The organism is Streptomyces sp. NPDC048383 (assembly GCF_040651775.1).
Lineage (GTDB): Bacteria > Actinomycetota > Actinomycetes > Streptomycetales > Streptomycetaceae > Streptomyces.
The window spans coordinates 46,984-69,710 of the sequence record NZ_JBEZKS010000034.1; the positions used below are offsets into that span (position 1 = coordinate 46,984).

16 protein-coding genes and 1 tRNA gene are annotated in these 22,727 nt (G+C 73.5%); 11 read left to right on the plus strand and 6 right to left on the minus strand.

The genetic code is table 11. From position 1 onward, the window contains the following. The 3 genes from AB0D46_RS22815 to AB0D46_RS22825 form a co-directional block, all read left to right on the plus strand. A partial coding sequence (locus tag AB0D46_RS22815; protein ID WP_362879921.1) for a hypothetical protein occupies positions 1-2,410 on the plus strand: 2,410 nt, incomplete at its 5' end. A 106-nt stretch (positions 2,411-2,516) separates the two neighbouring features. After that, positions 2,517-4,436 (plus strand): MFS transporter, encoded by a 1,920-nt coding sequence (locus tag AB0D46_RS22820; protein WP_362879922.1) that lies wholly within the window; start codon positions 2,517-2,519, stop codon positions 4,434-4,436. A 126-nt stretch (positions 4,437-4,562) separates the two neighbouring features. Then, positions 4,563-4,769 (plus strand): hypothetical protein, encoded by a 207-nt coding sequence (locus tag AB0D46_RS22825; RefSeq protein ID WP_362879923.1) that lies wholly within the window; start codon positions 4,563-4,565, stop codon positions 4,767-4,769. 107 nt (positions 4,770-4,876) lie between these two features. On the opposite strand, the gene AB0D46_RS22830 is transcribed toward AB0D46_RS22825, so the two are convergent. Further along, positions 4,877-4,952 (minus strand) — tRNA-Arg (locus AB0D46_RS22830). 441 nt (positions 4,953-5,393) lie between these two features. Between AB0D46_RS22830 and AB0D46_RS22835 the strand changes: the two genes are divergently transcribed. Further along, positions 5,394-8,960, plus strand: coding sequence for an ATP-binding domain-containing protein (locus AB0D46_RS22835; protein WP_362879925.1), 3,567 nt, complete (start codon positions 5,394-5,396; stop codon positions 8,958-8,960). A 12-nt stretch (positions 8,961-8,972) separates the two neighbouring features. Here AB0D46_RS22835 and AB0D46_RS22840 read toward each other — a convergent pair whose 3' ends face one another. The 3 genes from AB0D46_RS22840 to AB0D46_RS22850 all read right to left on the minus strand — a co-directional run bounded on the left by AB0D46_RS22840 (position 8,973) and on the right by AB0D46_RS22850 (position 12,068). Continuing rightward, positions 8,973-9,869: an endonuclease/exonuclease/phosphatase family protein gene (locus AB0D46_RS22840; protein ID WP_362879926.1), complete on the minus strand. Its 897-nt coding sequence runs from the start codon at positions 9,867-9,869 to the stop codon at positions 8,973-8,975. 184 nt (positions 9,870-10,053) lie between these two features. After that, entirely contained in the window at positions 10,054-10,536 is a 483-nt protein-coding gene (locus AB0D46_RS22845; RefSeq protein WP_362879976.1) for a RidA family protein, read from the minus strand. A 254-nt stretch (positions 10,537-10,790) separates the two neighbouring features. Further along, complete coding sequence (locus AB0D46_RS22850) at positions 10,791-12,068, minus strand: M6 family metalloprotease domain-containing protein (RefSeq protein ID WP_362879928.1); 1,278 nt, start codon at positions 12,066-12,068, stop codon at positions 10,791-10,793. 350 nt (positions 12,069-12,418) lie between these two features. Between AB0D46_RS22850 and AB0D46_RS22855 the strand changes: the two genes are divergently transcribed. From AB0D46_RS22855 to AB0D46_RS22870, 4 genes are all read left to right on the plus strand, one after another. Continuing rightward, a complete protein-coding gene (locus tag AB0D46_RS22855; protein WP_362879929.1) occupies positions 12,419-13,153 on the plus strand; it encodes a TetR/AcrR family transcriptional regulator in 735 nt (244 codons plus the stop codon). Between the two features lie 62 nt (positions 13,154-13,215). Next, a complete protein-coding gene (locus AB0D46_RS22860; protein WP_362879931.1) occupies positions 13,216-14,757 on the plus strand; it encodes an MFS transporter in 1,542 nt (513 codons plus the stop codon). Positions 14,758-14,951: 194 nt separating this feature from the next. Then, the gene (locus AB0D46_RS22865) at positions 14,952-15,776 is read left to right on the plus strand and encodes a class III extradiol ring-cleavage dioxygenase (protein WP_362879933.1); all 825 of its coding nucleotides are present in this window, start codon (positions 14,952-14,954) and stop codon (positions 15,774-15,776) included. A 461-nt stretch (positions 15,777-16,237) separates the two neighbouring features. Next, positions 16,238-17,215, plus strand: a complete 978-nt coding sequence (locus AB0D46_RS22870) for a sigma-70 family RNA polymerase sigma factor (protein WP_362879935.1) — start codon at positions 16,238-16,240, stop codon at positions 17,213-17,215. A 127-nt stretch (positions 17,216-17,342) separates the two neighbouring features. Here the strand turns inward: AB0D46_RS22870 and AB0D46_RS22875 are convergent, their stop codons facing one another. Further along, on the minus strand, positions 17,343-18,290 hold the full coding sequence (locus AB0D46_RS22875) for a YafY family protein (protein WP_362879937.1): 948 nt from the start codon (positions 18,288-18,290) through the stop codon (positions 17,343-17,345). 62 nt (positions 18,291-18,352) lie between these two features. Between AB0D46_RS22875 and AB0D46_RS22880 the strand changes: the two genes are divergently transcribed. The 3 genes from AB0D46_RS22880 to pfkB all read left to right on the plus strand — a co-directional run bounded on the left by AB0D46_RS22880 (position 18,353) and on the right by pfkB (position 21,814). Next, positions 18,353-19,957, plus strand: coding sequence for an MFS transporter (locus tag AB0D46_RS22880; protein WP_362879939.1), 1,605 nt, complete (start codon positions 18,353-18,355; stop codon positions 19,955-19,957). 148 nt (positions 19,958-20,105) lie between these two features. Then, entirely contained in the window at positions 20,106-20,867 is a 762-nt protein-coding gene (locus tag AB0D46_RS22885; protein WP_362879941.1) for a DeoR/GlpR family DNA-binding transcription regulator, read from the plus strand. Beyond that, positions 20,864-21,814, plus strand: a complete 951-nt coding sequence (pfkB, locus tag AB0D46_RS22890) for a 1-phosphofructokinase (protein ID WP_362879943.1) — start codon at positions 20,864-20,866, stop codon at positions 21,812-21,814. The genes AB0D46_RS22885 and pfkB overlap by 4 nt, the downstream gene beginning before the upstream one ends. A 33-nt stretch (positions 21,815-21,847) precedes the next feature. On the opposite strand, the gene AB0D46_RS22895 is transcribed toward pfkB, so the two are convergent. After that, positions 21,848-22,621 (minus strand): DUF6227 family protein, encoded by a 774-nt coding sequence (locus AB0D46_RS22895; protein ID WP_362879945.1) that lies wholly within the window; start codon positions 22,619-22,621, stop codon positions 21,848-21,850. Between the last annotated feature and the right edge of the window lie 106 nt (positions 22,622-22,727).

The window sequence follows — 22,727 nt, forward strand, 5'->3', positions numbered from 1 at the left end:
TGGTGCCGAGCAGAAGTCGCAGGGTGGCTCGCGGCCCGAGCCGGACGCCGGGCAGCAGCCGCAGGCCGTGCCCGGCACCGAGCGGAAGCCGCAGGGTGGCTCGCAGGCCGAGTCCGGTAGCGAGCGGCGGCCGCAGGGCGGCTCGCGGCCCGAGCCGGACGCCGGGCAGCAGCCGCAGGCAGGCTCGCGGCCCGCGCCCGGCGCCGGGCCGGACGCCGCTTCGGCTGGGGGCGGCGGTGAGCGGACCGCCGTCTTCCGGACGGTGAAGCCGGGGTCGGCGCCCGCCGCCCCGCCCGCCCCCGACAAGTCCGCACGGAGCGCTGCTCCGGCCGAGGACGCGCAGGACAGCCCGGGGGCCGAGGCCACCGACGCCCCCCGGGGCGGCGGTCCCGACAGCGAGCGGACGGCCGTCTTCCGCGCGGTGAAGGCGGACTCCGCCCCGCCCGCCCCGGCGAAGACCCCGCCCGCGGCCCCGGACAGCGAGCGGACGGCCGTCTTCCGTACGGTGCGGCCCGACGCGGCGCCTCCCGCCCCCGGGAAGACCCCGCCCGCCGCGCCCGACAGCGAGCGCACGGCGGTCTTCCGCGCCGTGAAGCCGGACTCGGCGCCCCCCGCCGGCCCGCGCGGCCCCGGCGCGGCCACGGCCGGGCCGAAGAAGCCCGCCGCGGACGCCGCCGACCCCACGAGCGCCGCAGCAGCCAAGGACGGCCCCACCGTCGGCAAGGCGGCCCCGAGCCCCACCGCGGGCAAGGGTCCGGGCGGCGGCAAGGACAGCCGGGACGGCGACGGCGCCGGCTCCGACAACGAGCGCACCGCCGTCTTCCGCGCCGTGAAGCCGGGCGGCGCTCCGCCGGCTCCCGCCGGGGAGGCCGCCAAGGCCGCGGGGGAGCGTGCGTCCAGCACCTTCGTCCCGCTGCGCGGTGACCTCCCGGCCCCGCCGAAGCCGACCCCGGTGGCCGGATCCCCGGCCCCGCCGAAACCCGCGCCGGCGTACCCGACCGGACCCAAGCCGTCGACCCCGTCGACCCCTTCGACCCCGTCGACCCCGTCGACCGCCGCCTCGGCCGCCGCCGCGGCGGCGAGCGGGCTCGACTCCAGCGAGCGGACCACGCAGCAGCCGCTGCCGCCCAGGCCGCCGCTCGACATGCTGGCGGACCTGACGAACAACCCGCCCCCGCCGCCGAGCCCGCTGCGCACCGCCGTCCGGCGGTTCAAGATCTACGCCCCGATCGTGCTGCTGCTGGCCGTCGTGCTCGCCGTCGTGCAGCTGGTGCGCCCGCTGCCCGCGCCGACGCTCGCGATGACCGAGAAGGCCTCGTACACCTTCCCCGGCGGGAAGCCCGACCTGCCCTGGCCCACCGAGGGGCAGGCCTCCATGGCCGCCGCCGGCCTCGGCACGATCGGGTCCTCCGGCGAGCAGAAACCGGTGCCGATCGCGAGCGTCACCAAGTCGATGACGGCGTACATCATCCTGCGCGACCACCCCTTCAAGAAGGGTGAGAAGGGCGCGATGATCGACATCGACAAGACCGCCGAGACCGAGGGCCAGAAGGACAAGTCGGACAACGAGTCGACCCTCAACACGGTCAAGGAGGGCGACAAGATCTCGGAGTACGACGCGATCGCGGCCCTCATGATCCCGTCGGCCAACAACATCGCGCGGCTGCTCGCGCGCTGGGACGCCGGTTCCCAGGAGGCGTTCGTCAAGAAGATGAACGACACCGCCAAGGAACTCGGCATGACCAACACCACGTACACGGACCCCTCGGGTCTGGACGCGACCACGGTCAGCACCGCCGAGGACCAGGTCAAGCTGGGCCTGAAGATCGTCGAGATGGATGCGCTGGTGGACATCACCCGCAAGCCGGCCTGGGTCGACCCGTACGGCAAGACCTGGTCGAACTGGAACCGCCTGGTCCCGCTCAACGACTCCCTCGGCATCAAGACCGGTACGACGACCAAGGCCGGCGGAAACCTGCTGTTCGCCGCCCAGAAGAAGGTCGGCGGCACCAACCAGCTGATCGTCGGCGCGGTCCTCGGACAGCACAAGCCGCCGATCATCGACAGCGTCATCGCGGCGAGCCGCACGCTGCTCATCGCCACCCAGAAGTCCCTCGAAGGCGCGGTCGTCGTCAAGAAGGGCGCCGTCGTCGGGTACGTCGACGACGGCCTCGGCGGCCGGACCCCGGTCGTCGCCACGGCCGACGTCCAGGCCGTCGGCTGGTCCTCGCTGACCGTGGACGTCAAGCTGGGCGACGGCGGTACGAAGCTCCCCGCGACGGCCAAGGCCGGCACGGAGGTCGGCGTGCTGACCATCGGCGACGGAGCCAGCCAGGTGAAGGTGCCCGTGGCGCTGAAGACCGAGCTGGCCGAGCCGGGCATCGGCAGCAAGCTCGTCCGCGTCGGCTGACCGCAGCCGCGCCGGACCGGCGCCCCGGGCAACCCCGGGGCGCCGCGGCGCGTCCAGGTAACCGGGACGGCACCCACGTGCGCGTGTCGGGGAGAGAGCGTCATCGGTGACCACCGCTGAGCAGCACCAGAAGTCCGGACAGCCCCGGCCCGCCGGGCCGTCGGGCCGGTCCGACGCGCCCCCGGGCGGTTCGGGCGCGTCCGGCGGGTCGGCGCCCGGCCCCTCCGGCGCGGGGGAGCAGCCGGCGGCGCCGGCCGGCCCCGACGGCATAGCGGCGCGTGCGCTCGCCGGTGCGCACCGGCACCCGGTGGCCGTCGCCACCGCGCTCGCCGCCGTGCTGCACGTCGTCTGGTTCTTCACCTTCGCCAACAGCGGCGGCGACCTGGCCGCGCAGGACGCGTGGGCCGAGTTCGTCGGCCGACATCCCGACACCGCGTACAACCTGGCCTGGTACGGGGGCATGCACCCGGTCTCGTACAGCGTCGTGTCCCCGTACGTCATGCACATGATCGGCGTCCGGACCACGATGATGATCGCCGGGACCTGCTCGGCAGGACTCCTCGCGCTGGTCCTCACCCGCTGCCGGAACACCGTCCGGCGCCCCCTGTGGCCGGCCCTGGCCGGGGTCTACGGGCTGCTGTGCAACGCGCTCTCCGGCCGGGTCACCTTCGGCCTCGGCGTGCTGTTCGCGCTCGGGGCCGTCGCCGCCGTCTTCTGCTGGCCCCGCAAGTGGGCCCACCGGCGCTGGGCGAAGGCCGCCGTCGCCGCCCCGCTCGCCGCGCTGGCCACCGCCGCCAGTCCGGTCGCCGGCCTGTTCCTCGGGGTGGTCGCCGCCGCGCTGTTCCTGAGCGGCCGGCGGCCGGGCGCGTACGCCCTCGGGCTGGCGCCGGTGGCCGTCGTCGGGCTGTCCGCGTGGCTGTTCCCGTTCTCGGGGACGCAGCCGATGAAGATCGGCTCGGCCTGGCTGCCCTTCGTGTTCGGCCTGGCCATCGTCTTCCTCGTGCCCAAGCGGTGGAAGACGGTCCGGATCGCCTCCGCCGTCTACGCCCTCGGGGTGTTCCTGACCTGGGCGATCGACTCCCAGGTCGGTTCGAACGTCACCCGGCTGGTCATGCTCTTCGGCGGCGCGGTGCTCCTGGCCGCCGTCCCGTACGCCGCCCCGCGCTCCCGGCGCCGACGCGCGCTGCTGCTCGCCTTCGCCGGCCTCACCGTCTGGATCACCACCAACAGCGTCACCGACATCGTCCGCACCACGCCGGTAGCCGCCTGGAACCGCGAGCTGGCCCCGCTGATCGCCCAGCTCCAGAAGGCCGGTGCCGACCGCGGTCGGGTCGAGGTGGTCCCGGCCAGCAGCCATCGCGAATCCTCGGCGTTCCCCGCGTACGTCAACCTCGCGCGCGGCTGGAACCGTCAGGCCGACCTCGAACGCAACCCGCTCTTCTACGACGACACCCTCACCGCCGAGACCTACCGGACCTGGCTGGACCGCTGGGCCGTGCACTACGTCGTCCTGCCCGCCGACAAACCCGACTCGGGCGGCGAGGACGAGGCGAAGCTCCTGCGCAAGGGCCTCCCGTACCTGCGCGAGGTGTGGGGCGACGCGAACTGGAAACTGTTCCAGGTCCAGGACCCGGGCAGTCTGGTGGCCGGCCCCGCGAAGGTCGTCCGGGCGGGCGCGGACCAGATGGTCATCGACGTCGAACGGCCCGGCCGGGTCCTGGTCCGCATCCCCCACTCGCCGTGGCTCGGCCTGGTCGACGCCACCGGCAAGCCGGTCCTGCCCCCGCAGGAAACCTTCGCCTCCCGCGCCCGCGGCGCCTCCGCGGCGCCGAAGGAGTACGCGAACACCGCCGGCTGCCTCTTCAAGGCGGCCCCGGACGACGCCGGCGACGTATGGACGGAACTGCTGGTCCCGGCCCCCGGCCAGTACCGGGTGTCGGCGAAGTACCAGATCCCGCGCGGCACACCCTGCCCCGAGCCACTGATCCAGGCCGGCCTCGGCACCCCGGAACCGGTACAGCCCTGAGCCCTCGTTCTTGCGGCAGCGGCTGCAAGCGATTTCTTTACGCGCGCTTCCGGGTGCATTGGTCCGCATATCTGCATACGATCCGAGTAGTCCGATTGGGTGCTTCCCGAGGGAGTTGACGACGGGATGAGCAAAGAGCACAAGCATGACGTCCAAGCGGCACGGGCAAGGATGACGGAGCAGCTCCCACTGCCCCCCACGCCCGCCGGGCACGGCTTCGACGGTCCGATCCGGAGCAAGGTGAAGGGCGGGGCCCACACCAAGGCCGCCCTCAAGCGCGCCGGCACTCCCCAGGGCGACCGCATAGGCGAACGCAGCAGAGGCCACAGCTGACCCGCCCGCCGAGGACGGCGACCCCTCCCGACCCGCAGGACCTTCTCGCACCGCCCGCCCCGCGAACGCCGAAGACCCCCCAGCCGACCGGCTGGGGGGTCTTCGCGTGGTGCCCCCGGCAGGATTCGAACCTGCGACACCCGCTTTAGGAGAGCGGTGCTCTATCCCCTGAGCTACGAAGGCATCGTGCGCGGTGCGGAGCCAGGGCCGCGCACCGGCGCCAGTGTAGCGGGTGGGGGCCACCGGTCGCTGTCGGATTCGGGGGGAAGTGATCTTGGGGGAGTGCGGTGGGCCTGCGGGGGGCGCTCCGGGTGTGCCGACGGCGGTTGCGCGGGGCCGTCGCGCGGTGCTGCGGCGAGGCGGTCGGGCGGTGGGGCGGGGGGCGGTCGGAACGTGCCGTGCCGGGGCGGGCGGTGTGTGGATGCGGGTTCGGCGGCGGGGTGAGTGGGTGGTCGCGGTGGGCGGGGTGTGGGCGGGGAGGGACGGGGCGGGCTCCGTGGGTCTCGTACGGGGGAAAGGGGGCGGTGACCGGGCGTCAAGATCGGCTTTCTGGTAGTTCTTTCAGCGGGGTACGGGTCGCAGGCCCGGGGGCGGCGTTTCGGTGATGCCGCAGGGAGGACGCACATGGGCACCACCACTCGGGACGAGGTCCTCGCGGTCGAACAGCGGGCCGTGGACCACGCGTACGACTGCTACGCGGCGCGACTGGCCGAGATGAGCGGCACGTCGGCGGCCAACGCCTCGGCGAGCGGCAAGGACGGGATCGCCAACCGGATGGAGGCGGAGGCGCGGGCCGCCGCGTACGGGGGACTCGGCGACGAGGCGCTCGTCTTCGCCCGGGTCGACGCGCCGGACGAACCCGGGTCCGAGCCGCGCCCCTGGTACATCGGGCGGCGAGGCGTGCGGGACGCGTCGAACGAGCCGGTGGTCCTGCTGTGGACGAGCCCGATGGCGAAGGGGTGGGCGGAGTTACGGGCCGAGGAACCGGGGGAAGTGACGCTGCGGCGCCAACTGCGCTGCGTGCGGCGCGTGGTCGACAACTACTTCGACGACATCGTGGTCGGAGCGGCCGTCACCGAACCCACGACCACGACCACGACCACAACCGCGACCCCGACCACCCCCACCACAACCCCGACCCCGACCCCGACCGCGACCGACCCCGAACCCGTTCCGGTCGCCCACCCCTCGCCCCCGCCCGTCCCGGAACCCCGCACGGCCCCCGACGACCGCACCGCCCCCGGGCAGCCGCCCCCCACCCCCGGCGACCTCGTCCGGCGGCAGCGGCGCAAGGCGCTCCAGCCGGACGACTTCCTGCTGCGCGAGCTCCAGCGCTCGCGCGGCGGCCGGATGCGGGACATCGTCGAGACCATCCGCCGCGACCAGATGGACCTGGTCACCGGCGCTCCCTCGGACATCCTCGTCGTGCAGGGCGGTCCGGGTACGGGCAAGTCCGCCGTCGGGCTCCACCGCGTGACCTGGCTCGTCAACAACGAGCACTTCAAGGCGCAGGACATCCTGGTGATCGGTCCCCACCAGCGGTTCCTCGACTACGTCGGCCAGGTCCTGCCCACGCTCGGCACCCGGGACGTCAACGCCGTCCAGCTGAGCCGGTTGTGGGACGGCGAGATCCTCGGCGCTGACTCCCCGCGGGCCCGGATCGTGAAGTCCGACGAGCGCATGGCTGCCGTGCTGCGGCGCCGCGTCGAGCACGACTACCGGCCCGAGGTGCTCGACGACCTCGTCGTCGCGCCCTCCTTCGAGGGCGACGAGCCCGCGGTCGTCGTCACCGCCGGCAGTACGACCCTGCGCGTACCGCGCTCCGAGGTCCGCGCCCTCCTGGACCGGGCGCACCAGGGCGACGGCCCCTACCGGGAGCGCCGTGACCGCTTCCGCGGCCTGCTCGTCGACCGTCTCCTCCAGGAGCTCTCCGGCATCGCGCCGCGTCGCGGGCAGGCCGGGACGATCCGCCGCGACCTGGAGCGCAACCGCAGGGTCGAGCGGCTCATCGAACGCGTCTGGCCGTCCCCGGGTGCCCGGGAGGCGCTGCGCGGCCTCTACGACTCGCCCGAACTGCTGCGCGCGTGCGCCGACGGCATCCTCGACGAGGGCGAACAGGCGGCCCTGCTGCGCGCCCGCGCCGCCAGCGCCGAGGACGATCCGTGGACCCTCGACGACCACGTCTGCCTGGAAGAGCTCAGGGTCCTCATCAGCGGGGAGGTGCCGAGGCGTTACGGACACATCGTCGCCGACGAGGCGCAGGACCTCACGCCCATGCAGGCCCGCGCCCTGCGGCGACGCTGCGCCGTCAACGGTTCCATGACCGTCCTGGGCGACCTCGCGCAGGCGACGGGGCCCCACGTCCCGGACGGCTGGGACCGGCTGGGCACGCTCCTGTCCGACGACGGTGACTGGCGGGTCGCCGAGCTCAACACCAGCTACCGCGTGCCCGCCGAGATCATGGAGTTCGTCGCCCCTCTCGCCCGGGCGATCGCGCCGACGCTGCCCTACCCGCGGGCCGTGCGCGAGGCCGGCGAGGACGCCGTGCGGACGGTGGCCACGGAGCCGTGGAAGCTCCTCGACGACACCGTCGCGCAGGTCAGCCGCCTCGTGGGGACCAGTGACGGGAACACCCCGCGCTCGGTGGCCGTGATCGTCCCCGACGACTCGCACTGGCTGGACGCGATCAGTGACCGGGTCGACGGGCCCGAGGACATCGGCCCCCGGAACCGTGGCGCCGTCTCCGTCCTGGCCGCCGCTCAGGCCAAGGGCATGGAGTACGACCACGTCCTGGTCATCGAGCCCGCCACCATCGCCGACCGAGGTCCGGCGGGCCTGCGGCAGCTGTACGTGGCCCTCACCCGCAGCACCCAGAGCCTGACCATCCTGCACACCGCCCCGTTGCCGACCGTACTGGCGGACTCCGGGACCGCGGCGCCCACGGCCGCCGCGGAGCCGGATGCCGAGGCTACGGCCCCCGAGCGACTTCCCCGGATCGGATCCGATCTGCGGGTCGAGGTCGTGGACATGGCTCCCGGCGGGCGCTTCAAGGTCAAACCCGTCTCCCCGGGGGTCGGTCGTCCGCTCGTTCTCGCCGTCCGCCACGGATCGGTTCCGCCGCGCCGCGGCGAGAAGCTGGACTGTTGGGTGTTCGCGAACGAGTCGAACCAGACGGTCCTCACCTCCGACCAGCGGGGCCGGTCGCCCGTCTCCCCGCGGATGGCGGGACGCTACATCGCGGCCCTGGACGTGCTGGGCGAGCTGACCGGCGGCGACGGGGACGTGCCCGATGCCCGGGGCCGGCTCTCCGAGTTGCAGGGCATGGCCAACCGCGTCCTGCGGCGTGACCAGGCCGACTGGGTCGACGTGCTCCACCTGTTCGGCTCGCCGGACAGGGAGAAGCTGGGCGTCCTGCGCGACCTCGCCGCGACGGCCAACCGCGCCTTGAAGGAGGGCACCTTGGACGCGGCCCGCCTCGGGGAAGCCCTGGCGGTCTCGGGCTGGACGCAGACGCTGACCGAGGCCCGACGCGCGCTCCGGGACCGGTTCGCCGCCGGCCATGAGGGGGCGGCCCCCGACGCCCCGGACCCCGACGCCGCGGCCCCCGACGCCGCAAACCCCGACGCCCCGGACCCCGGCCCCCCGCACCAGCCCGAGCCGAAGGACGAAGAGCAGATGACCCTCGCGGACAGCACGACCGCGCCGGCCCCGGCCCAAGCCACAGCCACAGCCCCGACTCCGGCCCCGGCCCCGGCCCCGGCCCCGGCCACGAAGGATGGCTTCCTGCGCGCGCTGGAGGCGTCGGCCGCCGCCGACCGGACGTGCACGAGGCACGAGGCGGTCCGCCACGCCCTGAAGTCGTCCCTGTTCTGGGCCGACCTCCAGCCCACCGACTCGCCCGTCGTCGACGTCAGTTGCGTCACCCCGCACGGCTTGTTCCTCTACGAGGCGCTGGGCTCGGGACTGGCCGGCTACGCGGACCTCCGCTCGGGAGCGACCCGCCTGCTGGAGATCAACCACACCCTGCCCACCCGGGCCGACGGCCTCTACCTGGTCCTGTCCGAGCCGCCCGCCGAGGAGTGGTCGGCGGACACCGTCCGCGACGTCTTCGACGTCCACGTCATCTGGCGGAGCCCCGAAGGCTGGGGCGGCCGGGACACGGACATCGCGTTCGGCTCCGCGCGGCCGTGACCGGGACGACCGTCAGAAGCGGAGGGACGCGACGACCGGTAGGTGGTCGCTCGCGGTCGCCGGGAGGGTCCGGGCGGAGACCGGGGTGAGGCCCCGTACGAGGATCTGGTCGATCCGGGCCACCGGGAAACGGGCCGGCCAGCTGAAGCCGAGGCCGACGCCCGCCTCCTCCTGCGCGGAACGGAAGCGGGACGTCAACGGGGCCAGGGCGGCGTCCGCGGTGGTGCCGTTGAGGTCGCCGAGCAGGAGCGTACGGCCGGCGGCGCCGGCGGGGTCCGCGCGCAGGGCGGCGTCCAGGTTGCGGGCGGCCGCGTTGCGGCGCTCGGTGACGAAGCCGCCGGGGCGCAGCCGGACGGAGGCCAGGTGGGCGACGTACACCCTGACGGGCCCCCTCGGGGTGTCGGCGGTGGCGCGCAGGGCCCGGGTCCACGGCATGATCGGGACGGCCTCGGCGTCGCGCAGCGGGAACGTGCTCCAGAGCCCCACCGTGCCCTCCACCACGTGGTACGGGTGGGTCGCGGCCAGCTCCCGCTCGTAGGTCCGGGTCGCGGGCCAGGTCAGTTCCTCCAGCGCGATCAGCTGCGCGCCGGACGCGACGACGGCCCGGGCGGCGCCGGCCGGGTCGGGGTTCGCGTCGTCCACGTTGTGGGTGACGACGGTCAGCTCGGCGGGGCCGCCCGTGCCCCGGTCGGTCAGCAGGGCCGGACCGTGCAGCCCCGTCCACGTCAGCGCGGGCAGCAGGACGGCGATCAGGGCCGTGCGCGAGCGGCGCAGCAGGGCGCCGACGAGCAGCGGTAGGACCAGCAGGCCGGTCCAGGGGAGGAAGGTCTGGACGAGGCTGCCGAGGTTGCCGGCGGCGGGGCCGTTCGGGATCCAGCGGTTCAGCGACACGGCCAGGGCGGTGAGCACGCAGCATCCGGCGATGACCCGGCCGCGGCCGGCTACGGTCCACCGACCCGCGGGTGGGGGCGGGAGCGGGGGTGGTGCGGGTGTCGCGTTCATGCCCTGGAGGACGCCGGGAACCGGCCGGGGGTTCGGCCGCGCCCCGCCGCATCCGCGCCCCGCACCCGAGCCCCCACTTTCCCCCGGCGCCTCACACCCCCATCGGAGTGTGCAGTTCCACGACCAGTTCCACCTCGACGGGTGCGTCGAGCGGCAGCGACGTCACGCCGACCGCGCTGCGGGCGTGGATGCCCGCGTCACCGAAGGCGGTGCCGAGCAGCTCGCTCGCGCCGTTCACGACGCCGGGCTGGCCGGTGAACGAGGGGTCGCTCGCGACGAAGCCCACCACCTTCACCACCCGCTTCACCGCGGACAGGTCCCCGGCGACCGACGCGACCGCGGCGAGCGCGTTCAGCGCGCACTGCCGGGCCAAGTCCTTGCCCTGCTCCGGGGTCACCCCGGCGCCCACCTTGCCGGTCAGCGGAAGGGCCCCGTCCACCATGGGCAGTTGGCCGGAGGTGTACACGTGGTGCCCGTTCAGCACGGCCGGTACGTACACGGCGACCGGCGCGGGGGCGGGCGGCAGGGTCAGTCCGGCCGCGGCCAGACGCTCTTCGGGGGTCGTGGGGGTCACGGTCACGACGGGCTCCTCCGGGGGAAGTGGACGATGGGTTCGACCATGCCCGGCTCCCGCGCCGAAAGCCGCCGAAAGGCCTGCTCCACCCGGGTGAAGGGGAATTCGTGGGTGGTCACTTCACGGCGGTCGGCCTCCCGGGGTCGTCGCGGTGCTGGTCGGGACCGGCCGACGGGCCGCGGCGAACGCCCCGACCCCCGAACCCGGCCCGGGCGCCGTGCCCGCGCCGTGCCCGCGCCGGGCCCCGGGCGCCGTCATGGCCGGGTGATGCGGACCTGGTAGCTGCCGTTGCGCAGTTCCCCCACCACCGAGACGCTGATCCCGGACTTGTCGTCGGTGAAGGTCTCGCCCGGCACGAACGGGGCGTCCGACAGTTCGGCGTGCACGTTGGGCCGCCGGGTGCAGCCACCGCTGTCGGCCGCGCTGTCCCGTACGGTGACGGGCCCGCGCCCGGTGTCCACGCCCGAGTCCACCTTGTAGATGAGCACGCCGGGCCGGCACACGGCCTCGTCGTTCCCGGCCCGCGTGCGCACCTCCACCGCGTACCCGGAGCTCTCCGACAGCGGGACGAAGGCCAGCTTCGTGCCGCCCGTCACGGCCAGCGGCGACAGGACGTGGTCACTGACCCCGGACTTGGAGGCGCAGCTGATCTGCTCCCCGTCCAGCCATCCCAGCTTCCACTTGTGCCAGCCGAGCAGGTCGTTGTTGGCACCCCAGTCCTCGCTCATGATGTCCCAGTGCCCGACCGTGCCGCCGCCGTCGGCGGTGTAGAGGTCGGGCAGTCCGAAGACGTGCCCGTTCTCGTGGGGGAGCACCCGGTAGCCGGTCTCCCGGTAGGAGCCCGAGCCGTCGTCCTGCCGGCTGTAGACGAACGAGGTGTTCGCGAGCGGTACGCCGTCCGCGACCGGGGCCTCGGCGTTGCCCGAGAAGGTCACCGACAGGACGGTGTCCAGGGCCGACGGGCCGGCGTTCGGCGTGACCAGGATGTTGACCAGGTCGTACTTGCCGAAGTCGACCTCGCTGTCGGCGGCCTTCGCGATGTGCTCGACGAGCTGGCGGTACCCCGGCTCGTACGGGGACCCGCGCTCGATCCCGTACTGCGCGAACGGCATCGGCATCCGCAGCCAGTCCGTTATCGGGGCCTCGGCCCGGTAGCTGAGCCGGCCGTAGGAGCTGGTCCGGAACCAGTCGGAGGTCTGCGGGAAGAACTCCGACAGGCGGTCCATCGCCGTGCCCTCGCCCTTGGCGTCCGGGAAGTCGATCATCAGGTTCAGGGCGCGCACCTCGCCGGTCGACCGCGAGTACCCGGGCGGTGTCGGCAGGCCCTCGGACATCTGCACGCCCATGGTCCCGGCGAGCCGGCAGGGCGCCAGCACCGACTCCGCGGTGGCGGCCACGGGGCCGGCCGCCGAGTGCCCGCGGCCGGAGATGCCGGTGCTCGCGGTCGCCGTGACGCCGAGGGCCAGCGCGGTCAGACCGACGTACGCGCAGGCGCGGCAGGGTCTGCGTATCCGGCGGCGGGTCTGCGGCATGGAGATCGCCTTCGGGTCCGCGGCAGCCGGCCGGGTCCGGACTGCGCTCTGTCCGTTCACCCTCCGTCGGCTGCGGCGCGCCCGCGCGTCGGGAGCGTCCAATCGGGCCCGGCCCCCGAACCGGCCGGTGGGCCGGCCCCGCGCCGCCCCCCGGCCTGTGAGTCAGGTCACACGCGCCGGCGAAATAACCGGGGACTCCCTCCCCGTTTGCACCTACGTCCCACGAAGCGGGGACGGGCTCCCCGTTTCGGACCGCGTAACGCGCAGGCGCCGAACCGGCGTCCGTGGCCCGAGCCGCAGTCCCGCCCGAACCCCGCCCGAACCTCCCGCCCGTCAAGGAAGGCCCCGGAATGAAGAGCCCGACCCGCACCCGCGCGGCCGCCCCCGCGGTGACGGTGGACCTCACCACCGCGCCGATCGCCGCCGCCCCGGAGCCGGTCGTCGTGGGCGCGGCCCCCACCCGGGTGCCGAAGCCGCGCGCGGACGCCGTGCGCAACCGGGAGCGGATCCTGGTCGCGGCCCGCGAGATGCTGGTGGAGTTCGGCTCGGAGGCGCCGCTCGACGAGATCGCCCGTCGCGCCGGCGTCGGCAACGCCACCCTCTACCGGCACTTCCCGGACCGCTCCGCCCTCGTCCACCACGTGGTGCTCTACGTGACGGGTCGGGTCGCCGCCCTCGCCGAGGACGCGCTGGCCGAGGAACCCGACCCGTTCACCGCGCTCTGCCGCTTCGCGCACGCCGCGGCCGACGAGCGCATCGGCGCCCTGTGCCCGATGCTCGCGGCCGGCTTCGACCCCGATCACCCCGAACTGATCGCCTCCCGCACCGCGTTGGAGGAGTCCGTGGAAGCCCTGGTGGCAGCCGGGCAGGACGGCGGTCTCGTCCGCGCCGACATCGGTGTCGGCGACCTGATGGTCGCCCTGTCCCAGCTGAGCCGCCCCCTCCCGGGCACCGGTTGCCCGGACCTGGACCGGTACGCGCACCGGCACCTCCAGCTCTTCCTGGACGGGCTGCGCGGCCCGGCCCGCTCCGAACTGCCCGGTGTGGCCGCCTCCTTGCGGGACCTCAGACGTAAAACCACGTGACGCGCCAAACCCTCGTTAACTAGGCTCTTTCAGTCATTCCGCACAGTGAAGCAGGTACCCCCATGTCAAAAACAGCCGCGACCGCTCCGCCGGTCGTCGCCGATCCCAATCGCTGGAAGGCGCTCGTCTTCATAGCCCTGGCGCAGCTGATGGTCGTTCTCGACGCGACCATCGTGAACATCGCGCTCCCGTCCGCCCAGACCGATCTCGGCATCTCGGACGGCAACCGCCAGTGGGTCATCACCGCGTACGCGCTCGCCTTCGGCGGGCTGCTGCTCTTCGGTGGCCGCATCGCCGACAAGTGGGGCCGTAAGAACGCCTTCGTCGTCGGCCTCGCCGGCTTCGCCCTGGCCTCCGCGCTCGGCGGCGCCGCCACCAGCGAGGCGATGATGCTCGGCGCCCGCGCCCTCCAGGGCGCGTTCGGTGCGCTGCTGGCCCCGGCCGCGCTCTCCCTGCTGGCCGTCAGCTTCACCGACGCCAAGGAGCGGGCCAAGGCCTTCGGCATCTACGGTGCCATCGCGGGCGGCGGCGGCGCCGTCGGCCTGATCCTCGGCGGCTTCCTCACCGAGTACCTGAACTGGCGCTGGACGTTCTTCGTCAACATCCCCTTCGCGATCGTCGCGGCCGTCGGTGCCTGGATGGTCATCCGCGAGCCGGCCGGCTCCCGCAACCCCGCGAAGCTCGACGTCCCCGGCGTGCTCCTGTCCACCACCGGTCTCGTCTCGCTCGTGTACGGCTTCACCCGCGCCGAGTCCGAGGGCTGGTCGGACCCGCTGACCATCGGCCTGTTCGTCGCCTCCGCGGTGCTGCTGATGGCGTTCGTGTACGTCGAGTCCAAGGTGAAGTCCCCGCTGCTGCCCCTGCGCGTCCTGCTGGAGCGCAACCGCGGCGGCGTCTACCTCTCGCTGGGCCTGGCCGTCATCTCGATGTTCGGCCTGTTCCTCTTCCTCACCTACTACCTCCAGGTCGTGAAGGGCTTCTCCCCCGTCAAGACCGGCTTCGCCTTCCTGCCGATGATCGCGGGCATGATCACGGGCTCCACCCAGATCGGCGCCCGCCTGATGACCCGCGTGCCGCCGCGCCTGCTGATGGGCCCGGGCTTCCTCGTCGCCGCGACCGGCATGCTGCTGCTGACCCAGCTGGAGGTCGGCTCCTCCTACCCGGCGCTGATCCTGCCGGCGCAGCTGCTGTTGGGCCTCGGCATGGGCACCGCGTTCATGCCGGCCATGTCGCTGGCCACGCACGGCGTAAACCCGGCCGACGCCGGTGTGGCCTCGGCCATGGTCAACACCTCGCAGCAGGTCGGCGGCGCGATCGGCACCGCCCTGCTGAACACGATCGCCGCCTCGGCGACGACCGCGTACCTGACCGACCACGCGGCCGAGGCCGCGGCGGGCGGGCCGGCCGCGCAGCTGGTGCAGGCCAAGGCCATGGTCGAGGGCTACTCCTCCGCGATCTGGTGGGCCGTCGGCATCCTCGTGATCAGCGCGGGCATCGCGTTCACCCTGATCACCACGGGCCGACCCGGCGCGGGCGCGCCCACCGCCGGCTCGGGCTCCGACTCCGAGGACGCCGAGTTCAAGATCCCGGTGATCGCCCACTGACCGGGACCCCGGTACGGGAATGACTGACGACCCCGCTTCGTTCAAATTTGAACGAAGCGGGGTTAGTCTTTCTACGGCATCCCCGGCAGCCCGGCAGCTCCGCCGACAGTCAGGGGAGGGCTCTGTCGAGGGCCCGTCCGCCGCCACCCGACGGCTCCCGCACCGACCTCCCGACCAGCACCGAGGAGCGCCCCATGACCTCCGCGCCCGCCCCCGCCCGCATGCCGGCGCTGTACCTGAGCCACGGCGCCCCGCCCCTCGCCGACGACCCCGTCTGGCCCGGCGAGCTCTCCGCCTGGTCGGCGGCGCTGCCCCGGCCGCGCGCGATCCTGATGGTCTCCGCGCACTGGGAGGAGGCCCCGCTGGCGCTGAGCGCCACCGAGCCCGTCCCCCTCGTGTACGACTTCTGGGGCTTCCCCGAGCACTACTACGCCGTGCGGTACGGGGCCCCCGGCGCCCCCGAACTCGCCGCCTCGGTCCGCGCCCTCCTGCGCACCCCCGGCACTCCCGTCCAGGACATGCCCGACCGGGGCCTGGACCACGGCGCGTACGTCCCCCTCGTCGAGATGTACCCCGACGCCGACATACCGGTCCTGCAGATCTCCCTGCCGACCCTCGATCCGACCCGCCTGATGGACATCGGCCGCCGCCTCGCGCCGCTGCGCGACGAGGGCGTGCTCATCGTCGGCAGCGGGTTCTTCACCCACAACCTCGCGGCGCTGCGGCACCCCGGCCCCGGCGTCCCCGGCTGGTCGGCGGAGTTCGACGACTGGGGCCGCGAGGCCCTCGCCGCCGCCGACGTCGACGCCCTGCTCGACTTCGAGGCCAAGTCCCCGGCGGGCCGGCTGGCCCACCCCCGGACCGAGCACTTCGCCCCGCTGTTCGTCACCCTGGGCGCCGCCGAAGCCGACCTCGGCGCCCAGAGCACCCCGGTGGACGGCTTCTGGCTGGGCCTGTCCAAGCGCTCCCTCCAGTTCGGCCAGGGCGCGGCGGGAACCTCGCGCACCGTGCCGGGTTAGGGCGGAACGCGCTGCTTGTCGGATATCCGGGCATTCGATCGCCAGTCCAGGCAACCAGAAGGCGGTGCGGCCCGTCTTCAGGGTGGGAGTGCGGCCACGGGCGGCGCTGTTCCGGGCCGAAGAGCGCCGTGTCGCATGTGACGGCGGTCTCACGGGCGTCGTTGTCGTACGGCCCCCGTGAGGGCTTCGCGGTCCGCTTCGATTCCGGGCCTGACCTGCACCCCTTCGGCTTCTCGCGGCCTTTCGCGCCCCTCCGTCACCGGGCGGGGGCGGGGCAGGATACTGCAAGATCTCGAAAAAGAGGGAGCAGCGTGGGAATTCTGTCCCGTTTCCAGTCGTTGTTTCCATCGGAAGCGGGCACTCGGGAGAGTGTCCGAAGGATGAACCGCCGCAGCGCCGGCTGTTCCGGTCCGTCCTCCAGCCGCACCGCGACCGACTCATCGCACCGCAAGGGAGCACGCATGGCAACCCGCGCCGTCGCCCGTCGTCAGTCCACGAGCAGCGCCCGCGCCGTGGGCGGGGAGATCGCCGACCGTGACCTGGTCGGCATGTACCTGGACGAGATCGCGCGCACCCCGTTGCTCGACGCCGCCAAGGAAGTGGAGCTCTCGCAGATCATCGAGGCGGGCGTGTACGCCCAGCAGATCCTCGACGAAGCGATAGAGCGGGCGGGGGACGCCCCCGCCCGCGAGGAGCTGGAGCTCCTGGCCGCCGAGGGCGAGCGCGCCAAGGAAGTCTTCATCCGGTCCAACCTCCGCCTGGTCGTGGCCGTCGCCCGCCGCTACCCGCGCAGCGGGCTGCCCCTCCTCGACCTGATCCAGGAGGGCAACGCCGGCCTGGTCCGCGCCGTGGAGAAGTTCGACTACGCCAAGGGCTTCAAGTTCTCCACGTACGCGACGTGGTGGATCCGGCAGGCCATCACGCGTTCCATCGCCGACCAGTCCCGTACGATCCGCCTCCCCGTCCACCTGGTCGAGGAGCTCGGCCGGATCCGTCGGGTGCAGCGCGAGTTCAACCGCGAGAACGGTCGCGACCCGGAGCACGCGGAGATCGCCGCCGAGCTCGACTCCACGGAGAAGCGCGTCGGTGACGTCCTGGATTGGGCGCGGGACCCGGTCAGCCTGAACATGTCGGTGGACGACGAGGGCGACACCCAGTTCGGCGACCTGCTGGAGGACACCTCCGCGATCTCGCCGGAGCAGTCCGTGCTCTCGTTGCTGCGCAGCGAGGAGCTGGAGGACCTGCTCGGCAAGCTGGACCAGCGCACCGCGTCCATCATCAAGATGCGGTACGGCATCGAGGACGGCCGGGAGCGGACCCTGACCGAGGTCGGCAAGCAGCACGGCCTGACCCGCGAGCGGATCCGGCAGATCGAGAAGCACGCCCTCCTCGAACTGAAGCGGATGGCCCGCGACACCGGCTTCGACGCCGTGGCCTGACCACGGCCTGACCGGTACGCGACCCCGCGGCCCGACCGGCCCGCGTCGCACCCCCCTGACGAGCCCCGGCACCTACCCCCCCCCAGGTGCCGGGGCTCCCCCCTGCCCCGCCCCCGCCCGAGCGGGGTCAGGCCGCGCCCGCCGCCTCCGACAGGCGGCCGGCCAGCGTACGGGCGGCGTCCGACAGGAACGCCGGCGCCAACACCGTGAACGGCAGTCCCGTCAGCGCCAGCCGGGCCACCAGCCACTCCGGGGCGTCCGCGGTCTCGAAGCGCACCCGCGCCCCGCCCGGCTCCTCCCGCGCCGCCTCCCGCAGCCAGCCCGGCAGCTCCGCCGGAGCCACCGCGAAGGACACGTCGACCCCGTACCGCTCCCCGCCCCGCAGCCCGCGCCGGACGAACTCGGCCGCCTCCATCGGCAGCTCCCGCGCCGCGAACCGGGCCCCCGTCGCGAACGGCTCGCTGACCCGGTCCACCCGGAAGGTCCGCCAGTCCTCCCGCTCCAGGTCGAACGCCACCAGGTACCAGCGGCTCCCCGTGCTCACCAGCCGGTACGGCTCCACCTGCCGCCGGCTGTCCGCCCCGTCCCGCGCCCGGTACGCGAACCGCAGCCGCTCCAGCCCCGCGATCGCGGCGGCCATCGTCGTCAGCGTCCGCGGATCCACGCTCGCCCCGTCGCCACGGGTCACGGCGACCGTCGCCGACTGGAGCGCGCCCACCCGGTGCCGCAGCCGCGACGGAAGCACCTGCTCCAGCTTCGCCAGGGCCCGTACGGAAGCCTCATCGACCCCCTCGATCGCGTGCCCGGCCCCCGCCCGCAGCCCGACGGCGATCGCCACCGCCTCCTCGTCGTCCAGCAGCAGCGGCGGCATCGCCGCCCCCGCCACCAGCCGGTACCCGCCCTCCGCGCCCAGCGAGGCCTCCACCGGGTAGCCGAGGTCGCGCAGCCGGTCGATGTCCCGCCGGATCGTCCGCGCGCTCACGCGCAGCCGCTCGGCGAGTTCGCTGCCCGGCCATTCGCGGGGGGTCTGCAACAGGGACAGCAGGGTGAGCAGCCGCGCCGGGGTGTCGTTCATGACCCCAGGCTGCCATCCAAATAGGACACCATCTGGCCTAGATGCCGTCTAGGTTTCTCTCCATGAGCACCGAGACGTCCCGGACATCGCCCGAAAGAAAGACCGGGCCCGTACGAGAAGAGCGGAACGAAACCACCGCCCCAGCACCGGACCCGGCCGCCGCGCCGGCCGCCGCCGCCGAGGAGGGCGCCGCACCGCCCGGCGACCGCCGACGCTGGCTGGCCCTCGCCATCGTGATGACCGCGGCCTTCATGGACCTGGTCGACGTCACGATCGTCAACATCGCGATACCCAACATGCGCGAGGGCTTCGGCGCCTCCACCAGCGCGATCCAGTGGATCACCGCCGGGTACGCGCTCGCCTTCGCCGCCGGTCTGATCACCGGCGGCCGTCTCGGTGACATCTACGGCCGCAAGCGCGTCTTCCTGATCGGCATCGCCGGGTTCACCGCCGCCTCGCTGCTGTGCGGCATCGCCGCCGACCCGTCCATGCTCGTCGCCTCCCGCATCCTCCAGGGCGCGATGGCGGCCCTGATGGTCCCGCAGGTACTGGCGATCATCCACGTCACCTTCCCGCCGCACGAGCGCGGCAAGGTCTTCGGCATGTTCGGCGCGATCGTCGGCCTCGGCGCCGTCTCGGGCCCGATGCTCGGCGCGCTGCTCACCCAGTGGAACCTCTTCGGCCTGGAATGGCGCCCGATCTTCCTGATCAACCTGCCCGTCGGCATCGCCGGGGTGATCCTGGGCCGCAAGTTCATCACCGAGTCCAAGGCACCCAAGGCCCTGCGCCTGGACCTGCTCGGCGTCGTCCTCGCCACCGTCGGTCTCGTCATGCTGATCTTCCCGCTCACCCACGGCCGGGAGAACGACTGGCCGCTGTGGGGCTTCCTGTGCATGGGCGCGGTGCCCTTCCTCTTCGTCGGCTTCATCGCCTACGAGAAGTACAAGATCAAGAAGGACGGCTCGCCGCTCGTCGAGCTCTCCCTCTTCAAGGTCAAGAGCTTCGCGGGCGGCATCGCCGTCCAGCTGACCTTCGGCATCGCGACGGGCATCTTCTTCCTCGTCTGGACCCTGTACATGCAGATGGGCCTCGGCTGGACCGCCCTGCGGGCCGGCGCCACGGGCATCCCCTTCTCCCTGGCCGTCTCGGCCGCCGCGGGCATCTCCGTCCAGAAGCTCGTACCGCGCTTCGGCCGCAAGGTGCTCCAGGCGGGCGCGCTGATCATGGCCTCGGGCCTGCTCCTCTACATCTGGGAGTCCGAGCACTACGGCATGGGGATCACCTCCTGGCAGATGGCGGCCCCGCTGGTCGCCATGGGCATCGGCATGGGCCTGATCGTCGCCCCGCTGACCGACACCGTCCTGTCCCAGGTCCCGCGCGAGCACGCCGGCTCGGCTTCCGGCCTGATCAACACCACCGGCCAGATGGGCAACGCCCTGGGCCTCGGCCTGACCTCCGTCGTCTTCTTCGGGCTCATCGACGACGACCGGGTCTACGGCGCCCCCTACGTCGAGGCCTTCCGCGGCGCGCTGTGGTGGGTCGTGGCGGTCCTCGTCGTGATCTTCGCGGTGATGTTCATGCTGCCGCGCAAGCAGGTCCCGATGGGCGAGCGCGAGGGCGGCGACCCGCAGGCCGCCCCGTCCCCGGAGAAGGCCCGCACGGTCTGACGGTCCCGCGCGGCCCGGCGGCGCGCACCCGTACGGACATGCCCGTCCCCGTGGACGGGCATGTCCGTTTTGCTTTGCTTCTCCGGGTCTGTGGGCGTACGGTAAGGATGAAGCCACACAGTCGGGCACAGGACGGACCGAAACCCACATGTACGGACCCGAGCGCCAGCAGGAAATCCTGCGCCTGGCCCGCGAAGCGGGGCGCGTGGACGTGCTCTCCCTGGCCGAACGTTTCCAGGTCACCGCCGAGACGGTACGTCGCGACCTGACCGCCCTCGACCGGGCCGGCCTGATCCGCCGCGTCCACGGCGGCGCCATCCCGTCCGGCCGCCTCGACTTCGAGCCCGACCTCAACGAACGCGAGGGCACCGCCGCCGACGAGAAGGACCGCATCGCGGCCGCCGCCCTCCTGCGGATCCCCGACGGCGCCGGCATCATCCTCGACGCCGGCAGCACCGTCGCCCGGCTCGCCGCGCGCATCCCCGTCGACCACGCGCTGACCGTCGTCACCCACGCCCTGCCCGTCGCCGCCCGGCTCGCCGACCACACCGGCATCGACCTGCACCTCGTCGGGGGCCGCGTACGCCACCGCACCCGGGCCGCCGTCGACGCCTGGGCGCTGCGCGCCTACGCCGAGGTCCGCGCCGACGTCCTCTTCCTCGCGACCAACGGCTTCACCCCCGAAACCGGCCTGACCACGCCCGACCTGGCCGAGGGAGCCGTCAAGCGGGCCGCGATCGCCGCCGCCCGCCGGGTCGTGCTGCTGGCCGACTCCGCGAAGGCCGGCCAGGAACACTTCGCCCGCTTCGGCACCTTCGCGGACGTGGACCTCCTCATCACCGACACCGGGCTCGCCCCGGCCCACAAGGCGGCGATCGAAGCCGCCGGTACGGAAGTCGAACTCGTATGATCGTCACCGTCACCCCCAACCCCTCCCTGGACCGGACGTACGAGGTCCCCTCGCTGGAGCGCGGTACGGTCCTGCGCGCCACCGGCGACCGGGTCGACCCGGGCGGCAAGGGCGTCAACGTCTCGCGGGCCGTCGCCGCGGCCGGCGTCCCCACGACGGCGGTCCTCCCGCTCGGCGGCACCCCCGGCATACTGCTCGCCGAACTGCTCGGCGCGCAGGGCGTGGACGTCACCGCGGTCTCCATCGCCGGCCGGACCCGCTCGAACATCTCGGTCGCCGAACCGGACGGCACCCTCACGAAGATCAACGCACCCGGCCCCGAGCTGCTGCCCGAGGAATCGGCCCTGCTCCTGGAAACGGTCCGCACCTGCTCCGCCGAAGCGGACTGGATCGCCTGCTGCGGCAGCCTGCCCGGCGGCGCCGGCACCGACTGGTACGCCGAACTCGTCACCCGCGCCCACGAGGGCGGAGCCCGCGTCGCCCTCGACACCTCCGGCCCGGCCCTCCTCGCGGCGCTCCCCGCCCGCCCCGACGTGATCAAGCCCAACGCCGCGGAACTGGCCGAAGCCGTCGGTCGCCCGCTGCCCACCCTCGGCGACGTGGTCAAGGCCGCCGAGGAACTCCGCTCGCTCGGCGCCGGATCCGTCCTGGCCTCCCTCGGGGCCGACGGACAGCTCCTCGTCTGCGCGGAGGGCACCTTCCACGGCACCGCGCCCGTCACCACCGTCCGCAGCGACGTCGGCGCGGGCGACGCGGCCCTCGCCGGGTTCCTCATCGCGGGCGGCAACGGCCCGGCGGCGCTCGCCTGCGCCCTGGCCCACGGGGCGGCGGCCGTACAGCTCCCCGGCAGCGCCATGCCCACCCCCGCGGACCTGCGTCCCGCGGAGGTCCGCGTCACCGCGGACCCGCCCCTGGACCTCCCGCTGACCGGATCCGCCGCGCTCTGATCCCCGGTTCCCCCGCCCGGGCGGGCAAGGGCGTCATCGCACCCGGGCGCGGACCTCCATGGCGCCGCGCGCGACGGCCTCGCTCTCGTAGACCTCGCACATGTGTCGGCCGTCCGGCGTGGCCGTGTGCTCGACCTCCCACAGGCTGAGCTCGCTGCCGTCCAGCAGCACGAACGCGTGCTCGTACAGGCTGAACCCCGCGTCCCGCCCGTCGGCGAGGCACTGCCGGCCGCCGAACGCCTGCGTGATCCGGTGCCCGTACGCCGACCGCAGCAGCGCCGCCACCGACTCACCGGGCCGGTCGAGGTTCTCGGCGCGCCGCAGCACCCGGCGGGCGTGGTCCGCCGACTCCTCCATGGCGTACTCGCGGTTGCGCTCCTGCGGGGTCGACGCCGCGAACAGGGCGCTCAGCGCGGAGAGGTCGTCCTCACCTTCGCCGTCGTGCCCGCCCGCCGGCGAGGGATCCAGCACCGACTCGGCGGGCGCCTCACCGAACAGCCCGGTCACCGCGAGGCCCAGCTCCGCCTTGCTCGCGAACACCTCGCAGCGGGTGTCGCGATCACCCCGCAGCCGGTAGGCGAGCTCCCACAGGGACGCCGAACCGCCGTCGGCCAACAGGTAGGTGTGCCGGTGCGTCTCCCGCCACAGGTCCGCCGCGGGACTGTGATGCGTGGTGTACAGCGAAGAGCTGTGGGCGAGCGCGGTACCCAGACGCTCCACCAACGGGTCCGGCAGGTCGAAGGAGTTGAGTGCGCGGCCGAGGAGTCGGTCGAGGTGCGCCTCGGTTGTCTCGTACGGATCGCTCAAGGTGGGTCTCCAGGCCGTCGCAGGTTGTCACTTCGCAGACGCTCAACGTAGCCCCTGGTTCTGACATCACGTCCGGGGTTCGGTAAAACGTCCGGGAAGTACCAGG